The following is a 7,614-nucleotide window of genomic DNA, read 5'->3' as shown; positions in this document are numbered from 1 at the left end:
ACAGACGGCACGTCGACGAGCGGAGGGAGGGGCGCAGGGTGGCCGACCTCGTGCTCGACTACGCGCTGCTGCATCAGCTCGCGGGGAGCCTGCGTGAACTGAAAAGCAAGATCCAGTTCGATGTGGAAACCGGATCGCGCCGGTCGGTGGTCACCTCCGAGGGGGCCGTCGTCGACTCCAGCCAGGTCGGCAGCTCGACGCTGTACGCGACCCTGAGCGCCTTCTTCTCCGCCTGTCACACCCCGTTCAAGGACTCCATGGAACTGCTCGAAGAGCTGGCGAAGACCTTCGACGGCATCGCCAAGGCCTACTTCGACCTGGACGCGGATGTCGCCGGCAAGGTCAACCTGGACCGGCTGCGGGCGAACATCAGCGGCTGGCAGGCCGACACCGCCGCGTACGAGCGCTACCTCGACCTGAAGGACCGGCAGATCACCTTCCAGTACTACGACAAGGACGGGAACCTGGTCGACGGCGCGGTGCCGGTGTGGAGCGGAGATCCGGTGCCGGAGCCGGGAGATCCGCCCACCTCCATCGACGGCACCTCGCCGGTGGGCAGCAACACCACCACCGCGGTCCTGGACGACGAGGGCAACGTCATCTCCGAGACCACCACGGTCAACTCCGGTGACGGGCTGAGCTACACCGAGACGACCAGGTTCACCTACCGCGACACCGACGGCGACGGGAGGACCGACGTCATCGACTACACCTCCACCATCACGCACTCCGACGGCACCGAGGAGACAGTCGAGAAGAAGACCAACGACGACGGCTCCTTCGTGGTGACCTCCACCACCAGCGAGGGCACCACCACCAGCACCGTGACGCCGAAGGCCGACGGTGGATCACATCAGGTCACCGTCGACCACGAGGGCGAGACCACCACGACCGACATCGTGGTGACCGGACCGGACAGCGGCACCAAGACGGTGGTGGGTCCGGAGGGCACGAAGGTCTACAACGGCAACCCGAAGACCGGCGAGTGGACCCTTGTCTCCGAGGAGCCGCCCGAGGAGGACTACCTGCCGTACACCACCGTCACCATCTGACCCACCCCCCTTTGGAGCGACGCATGCCCAACATCACCGTCGACTTCGGCCGAGTGCAGACGGTCAACGACCAGCTCAATTTGGCCGTCACGCAGACCGTGCCCCGGCTGGAGGATCTGCTCGCCGCGGTGTCCCAGTTGCTCACCAGCGATGGTGGCCTGTGGTTGCAGAAGTCCAGCCCCACCCTGAGCGGTCAGTACCAGACCTTCAACACCGAGCTGACCGCGGCGATCGAGAACATCCGGTCCTTCGCCCAGCAGTTCCACAACATCACCGTCCAGCTGCGCACCATGGACGAGCAGATCACCTCGTCCAGCAGCGCCGGCTGAACCGCGGAGGCATCCGATGGCAGAAGTGAACGTCGACTACGACAGGATCCACACGGTAAGTGGGCGGCTGACCACCGAAGGCGAGGAGATCGCCAACGTGCTGAAGGGCCTACAGACCAGCGTCAGCGGGCTGCTGACCAGCCAGGGCGGCCTCTGGATGCAGCAGGCCAGCCCGGTGATGAGCACGCAGTACACCGAGTTCACCGCCTCGCTGACCAAGGCGGTCAGCAACCTGGAAACCTTCGCGGCGAGCTTCGCGGCGATCGTGAAGAACCTGAACGACATGGATCAGGCGCTGTCCAAACCGCCACCCGCGCAGTGAACCGCGCGGCCCGGCTGTCGTCACCGGCACCCGGGCCGCGTCCCGTCCGGGTCGGTGACCGGTTCGGCCCGGGTCAGCGCAGCACGGTGTGCGGGATCGTGACCGTGCTCAGCGCGCCGGTCGCCGGGTCCGGCACATGACCGCGCCCCGGCCGGCTGCCGGCGCGCAGCAACCCGGGCGGCACCCGGGTACCCACCAGGTCACCCTCGATCGCCGACTGCGGGGCGAGCAGGACGCCCTTGCGGGAGCGTCGGGCCTCGGCGATCCAGCCGCCCAGCGACTGGGTGAGGGTCTCGGCCGTGCCGGCATACGCCAGGCCGAGGCCGCGGTCCCGGCCGGTGGCCACCACCTGGCGCAGCACCGCCTCCACCGGATTGGCGAAGCCGAGCAGATCGACGTCGTCGACCAGTACCACCAGCGGACCGCCCAACTCCTCGACCGCGGCGGTCACCTGCGCCGGGTCCGGGGCCGGCCCCTCGACCGTGCGCACCCGGGCGTGTGCCGCCAACCGGCGCAACACCGACTCCCGAGGCGTCAGGATCACCAGCGCGGTGCCCCCGGCCAGCAGCGACACCGCCAGGGTGGCCAAGGTGTTGCTCCGCCCCGAACTGGGCGGACCGGCGACCAGGAACGTCGCCTGCTGACCGGCGAAGTCCACGTAGACCGGCGCGGCGTCGTCACCGCCGATCCCCAGCAGCGCGCGTAGTGGCCGCCGCTGCTCGGCCGGTACCTGCGCGAAGGCATCGGCGAAGGTGACCGCCGTGGGCAGCCCGGCCACCGGGAACGGCCGGCGCTGCGCCGGCACCCCGCTGTCCCGAGCGGCGGCCCGGGCCGCGATCCGGCGGAGGGCCTCGACCTGCGCCGGCCCGGACGGGTCCGGGTCCAGCAGGGCGATCTGGAGCTCCGCCTGGTCCGCCGATCGCCAGCCGCGACCGGGCGGCACCACCTCCGGCACCCGACGATGGTTGACGCCGATCGCCGAGTAGTCGGTCCGGTCGGTCATCCGCAGCATGATCCGGTGATCGTTCAGGTTGGCCACCCGCCCGGTCAGCAGCGACCGCTCGGAGGACATCACCAGGTGCAGCCCGGCGGCCGGTCCCTCCCGCAGCAGACCGAGAAACTGATCCAGCAGCCGGCCGCCGTCGTGGTCGTTGAGGAGAGCGGCCAGCGAATCCCAGCCGTCCACCAGCAACACCAGATGCGCCGGACGCTGTGCCGGCGGCAGCAGCGCCCGCAACTCGTCGAGCCCGGCACAGGCGTGCCTGGCCAGCAACTCGTGTCGGCGGGCCAAGTCGCTCTGCAACCGGCCGAGTAGGCGTTCCAGACGTTCCAGGTCGGCCCGGGGCACCACCGCGCCGCAATGCGGAAGCTCCGACAGCACCACCATCGACCCGCCGGCCGCATCGACGGCGTAGAGGTGCACGTCGGCGCAGGACAGGGACCGCGCCATCGACGCGGCCAGGGTACGCAGCAGCTGGGACCGGCCGGTACGGGAGGCACCCAGCACGTAGAGATGCCCGAGCGTGGCCAGGTCGCAGGTCAGCACCGACTGGATCTGTTGCTCCGGCAGGTCGGCCAGCGCATACGGCACCGGCGGCAGACCGGGACCGGCCCGGGACGCCGGCGGGGGGAGATCGTCCAGCAGCACGACCGGCGGCAGCGGCGGCAGCCAGGGGCTCGGCTGTCGCTCGCAACCCGCCTCCCGGGCGGCGACGTCGATCGCCTCCACCAGCATGTCCAGGTCGGTGGCGGCCAGCTCGTCCGGCGCGACGCCCTCGTGCGTCGGGTCCACCGGCGGCGGCAGCGCCCGACCCAGCCGGGACCAGGGCACCTCCGTGCCCTGCACCGGCGCGATCGGCCGGGACTCCGGCACGACGGAGTCCGCGCCCGGGTACACGGCACCGACGTACCCGGTCTGGAACGGCAGGGTGGACCGGTGGGCGAGCCGGGCGAGCGCCCGCCCGGGGGTGGCCACCGGGATCATCGCGGCATCCGGTACGTCGATCACGTCGGAGCTTTCCATCGGGTCGGTGACCCGCAGGGCGATCCGCAGGTTGGTGTTGGCCCGGATGTCGGTGGTCACCACGCCGCCCGGCCGCTGGGTGGCCAGGATCAGGTGGATACCCAGCGACCGTCCCCGCTGGGCGATGCTGACCAGCCCGGGGATGAAGTCCGGAACCTCCCGGGCGAGCGTGGCGAACTCGTCGATGACCAGCACCAGCCGGGGCACCGCCGGCAGTGCGGGGTCGCGACCGCGCATCGTCCGGTACTGGGCGAGGTCCTTGGCGGTGACCCCGGCCAGGATCTCCTCCCGTCGGCGCAGTTCCGCGCCGAGCGACTCCAACGCCCGGACCACCAGCGCGCTGTCCAGGTCGGTGACCATGCCGAGGGTGTGCGGCAGCCGGACGCAGCTGTGGAAGGCGCTGCCGCCCTTGTAGTCGACCAACACAAAGGTCAACTCGTCCGGGCGGTTCACCGCGGCCAGCGACACCACGATGGACTGCAGCAACTCCGACTTGCCGGCGCCGGTGGTGCCCGCGACCAACGCGTGCGGCCCGTCGCGGACCAGGTCCAGCACGACCGGACCGTCGAAGCCGCTGCCGATCACGAAACTCGTGGACGCGGGCTGCCGGGACCACCGTTCGGCGATTTCGGTGCCCGACGGCGGGTCGGCGTCCAACAGGTCCAGCAGGCGGCTCCGGTCGGGCAGCCCGGCGGTCTCGTCCGGGGTGACGTCCCGCAGCGGAGCCATCGCGCGGGCCACCCGCTCACACCACGGCGGGGTGACGATGTCCGGACGTACTCCGCTCGCCTCGGGCACGCCGGTCTGTCGTACGGTCAGCCCCTCCGCGTCGGCGCGTAGCACCGCGGTGCACTCCTCCGGCAGCAGCCGTTCCTCGGCGTCGATGCAGATCGCGAAGACCCGCACCGCCGGCCCCTCGGTGAGCACCTGCACCATGCCCGGCACGTCGCGCAGCCGCCGCGCACCGTCGACGACCAGCACCACGTCGGGCTCGCTGAACATGACCTGGCCGAGCTGCGAGCCGCGGGCCTTGGTCCGCGCGGTGACCAGCGCGACCAGCTCGCCGACCCGGTTCGCCACGGTCTCCGGGTCGTTGCCGACCAGGGTGTAGGGCCGGCCGGTCGCGCCGCCGTCCTCGGCCGGCCGGGTGTGCGGCAGCCAGCGCACCCAGCTCCACCGCTGCTCCCCGTCCGGCTCGGTCAGCACGTGGATCCGCAGGTCACGCGGGCTGTGCAGGGCGGCGGCCTGGAGGACGAGCCAGCGGGCCGTCGCGTACGTGGTCTCCGCCGCGCCGGCCAGGCCGAGCACCTGGCGGTCGACCAGGTCCACGGTGACCGGTACGTCCGGCACGGTCCAGCGCAGTTGCCGATCCAGGTCCGTGCGGGCCGGATCCTCCACCTCGATGAGCGACGGCTGGTCCATCGTGCCGATCCGCAACACGAGGTGGTCGGGGTCGCGGCGGCGCCGCTCCCACAGGCGTCGACCCGGACCGACGGCGGTGTACAGAACCGTCGCCGGGTCGGGTGATGCCTCGCACCGGGCCATCCGTTCCTCGGCGACCGACTCGGTCAACTCCCGCATCATCCGGGTGCGCTTGCGAACGTACTCGGCGAGGTCGCTGCGGTACCGTTTGCGGCCGCTGCGCCGGTCGGTGTACCAGTTCGCCAACGCCAACACCGGGCTCAGCACCATGATCAGCAGGAAGAAGTAGGAGCGGAACAGGAAGACGAAGGCCAGGCCCAGCACCATCGGGGCGAGGATCATCAGCAGCGGGATCGGCCGGCGGGTCGGCTTGGTCGGTGGGGTGGGCAGCCGCCGCCGGGCGAACAGCAGCGGAGGCACGATTCGCGGCGGGCGGTTGAAGTCCAGCATCGGCACATCCACGGCCGGGGCCACCGCCGCGTCCGGCGTCGGGCGCGGCACCAGCCGCAGCAGGCTGCCGCCCACCGCCAGGTCCACCCCGGGCGGCCAACGGCGGGCCCCGTCGTGGCGTCGCGCCGACCCGTCCGGCGTGCCGGGTTCGTCCGCACGGTCCCGCCGTTGCCCGGGCGTCGGATCGTCGGCGTCTGACTGCGCCGACGGCGTCGGGTGTCCGGGCGGATCGACCGGATCGGTGGCCTCCGGAGGTTGCGGCAGCGCCAGGCGTACCCCGTCGTGGCCGGTCGTCACCCAGGCCCGGCCCTGATCGTCGACGCTGAGCCGGGCGGCGTGTGCGGGCACGGCGGCACCGCCCGGATCGATCGCGGATCCGTGCGCCGAACCGATGTCGTGACAGCCCAGTGCGACCGGCCAGACCTGTCCGGCGCCCGGGCCGCCGACCCCGTGCACCTCCAACCAGTGGATCCGCGGGTCGCCCGGCAGGTCCCGAATCCCACCGGCCGGCACCGCCGTACCGTCACCGACCCGGACACCGGAGAGCAGCCCGGCCCGGCCGACCGTCCACCCCGGATCCAGGCGCGCACCATCGAGATGCCACCCGCCCGGAGGACCGTCCAGCTCACCGAGGGCACCGACCGGCGTGTTCACCTCGACGTCCCAGGCGATATCCCGGCCGGTGCCGGCGGAGACGACCGTCAGCAGGAGACGCATCATCGACCTCCGGGCCGGTCGGCGGACTCGACGCCGGAGTGAGCCACCGGCCGTTGTTCGGCCGCCCCCTCGAAGAGATCGTCGTTGTCGACGAGGGGAGTCACCAGCGCCGGGCGCGGCGGAGCGTGTGGGGACGCGGCCGGCGACGCCGGCTCGGTGCTGTCCGGCGCCGGGTCTTCGGCCGGCGCGGAGCTGGCGGCCTCGACGGGCTCGGACCGAGGGGGCCCTTCCGCAGCCCAGGCCGGTGCCGCAGCGGCGGGCGACGCCGGTCGGCGGACCCGCCGGAGAGCCCGGACGAGCGGCGTGGACTCCGCGTCGAGCGCCAGATCCGGCGCGACGACCCGACCGGCCGTGTCGACCCGCAGCCGCCAGCGCGACCCGGGCAGATAGCCGGCGACCAGCACGAGCACCCCGGGACAGCCGGAGACCAGCGCGGCGAGCTGCGCCGCCGTCCGCCCGTCGGGCCGTCGGCAGACCAGGACGGCACACCCGACCGAAGCCGCCGGACGGGCGGCGATGGTGGTCAGTGCCGCGGACAGCGGCATCCGGTCGGTGCCGGTCGTCCCCAGCTCGTCCTCACCCGGCTCCACCGCGACGATCAGCCGATCGACGCCGTGCCCGCCGACCAGCGCCGCCAGTTGGACGACCATCGCGGACACCAGCCGGTCGGCCGGTGTCGGGGCGCCGTGTACCGACACGATTCCCGGGCAGCGCCGGAGGTCCAGCAGGACCAGTTCCCGGACCCGCACGCCCACGGCGACCGGCAGCGGGGTGTCGAGGGAGAGGCCGGACACCGGCGCCAGCGCCCGCCGGGCACGCCAGCTACCCGGCACCGTGACCCGCCACGGTGATTCCGCTGCCGGCCGCAAGGCGTGTGCCCCGGGACCCGCGAGCCGGACTCCCGTTTCCGCTGAATCCAGCAGCACCAGGTACGGCCAGACGTCGTCCCGCCCGCCCGACGCCAACCGGGCCGACACGATCCCCGCCCGGGCAGCCGGCACCGGACCGGGATCGGCGAAGCGTTCCGCGACCACCCGCATCCCGCGCCGCAGCCGGAGGAAGCCGACGAGCGGCGCCACAAGGGTCCAGGCGACCTCGGCGACGCCGCGCAGAATGCGCCGACCGGTGCTTCTCAGGCCGTACCTGCGGTCGAACCAGCGCAACAGCACCGCCAGCAGGATCAACAGCTCCAGTACGGTCAGTACGGTCAGGAGCGTCTGCCGCTGGGTGTCCAGAAAGCGGCCAAGGCCGCTGAAGGACGGCGCGTTCAACCGTGGTCCTCCTCGGGCGGTAACCAGC

5 protein-coding genes are annotated in these 7,614 nt (G+C 72.3%); 3 read left to right on the top strand and 2 right to left on the bottom strand.

The features are described 5' to 3' along the window. Positions 1–38 precede the first annotated feature (38 nt). Genes ACQPYA_RS19120 through ACQPYA_RS19110 form a run of 3 tightly spaced genes read left to right on the top strand, consistent with a single transcriptional unit; the run spans position 39 to position 1,703 of the window. On the top strand, positions 39–1,052 hold the full coding sequence (locus ACQPYA_RS19120; protein ID WP_433528460.1) for a hypothetical protein: 1,014 nt from the start codon (positions 39–41) through the stop codon (positions 1,050–1,052). Between the two features lie 23 nt (positions 1,053–1,075). Then, entirely contained in the window at positions 1,076–1,381 is a 306-nt protein-coding gene (locus ACQPYA_RS19115) for a hypothetical protein (protein WP_433528459.1), read from the top strand. Between the two features lie 16 nt (positions 1,382–1,397). Beyond that, positions 1,398–1,703, top strand: a complete 306-nt coding sequence (locus ACQPYA_RS19110) for a WXG100 family type VII secretion target (RefSeq protein WP_433528458.1) — start codon at positions 1,398–1,400, stop codon at positions 1,701–1,703. Positions 1,704–1,776: 73 nt separating this feature from the next. Here the strand turns inward: ACQPYA_RS19110 and ACQPYA_RS19105 are convergent, their stop codons facing one another. Together ACQPYA_RS19105 and ACQPYA_RS19100 are read right to left on the bottom strand one after the other, a co-directional pair. Beyond that, positions 1,777–6,318: an FtsK/SpoIIIE domain-containing protein gene (locus ACQPYA_RS19105; protein ID WP_433528457.1), complete on the bottom strand. Its 4,542-nt coding sequence runs from the start codon at positions 6,316–6,318 to the stop codon at positions 1,777–1,779. After that, a complete protein-coding gene (locus ACQPYA_RS19100) occupies positions 6,315–7,586 on the bottom strand; it encodes a hypothetical protein (RefSeq protein ID WP_433528456.1) in 1,272 nt (423 codons plus the stop codon). The genes ACQPYA_RS19105 and ACQPYA_RS19100 overlap by 4 nt, the downstream gene beginning before the upstream one ends. Between the last annotated feature and the right edge of the window lie 28 nt (positions 7,587–7,614).

This window comes from Micromonospora sp. CA-263727, from assembly GCF_050942455.1.
GTDB lineage: Bacteria > Actinomycetota > Actinomycetes > Mycobacteriales > Micromonosporaceae > Micromonospora.
This window is presented reverse-complemented; position numbering and strand designations above follow the sequence as displayed.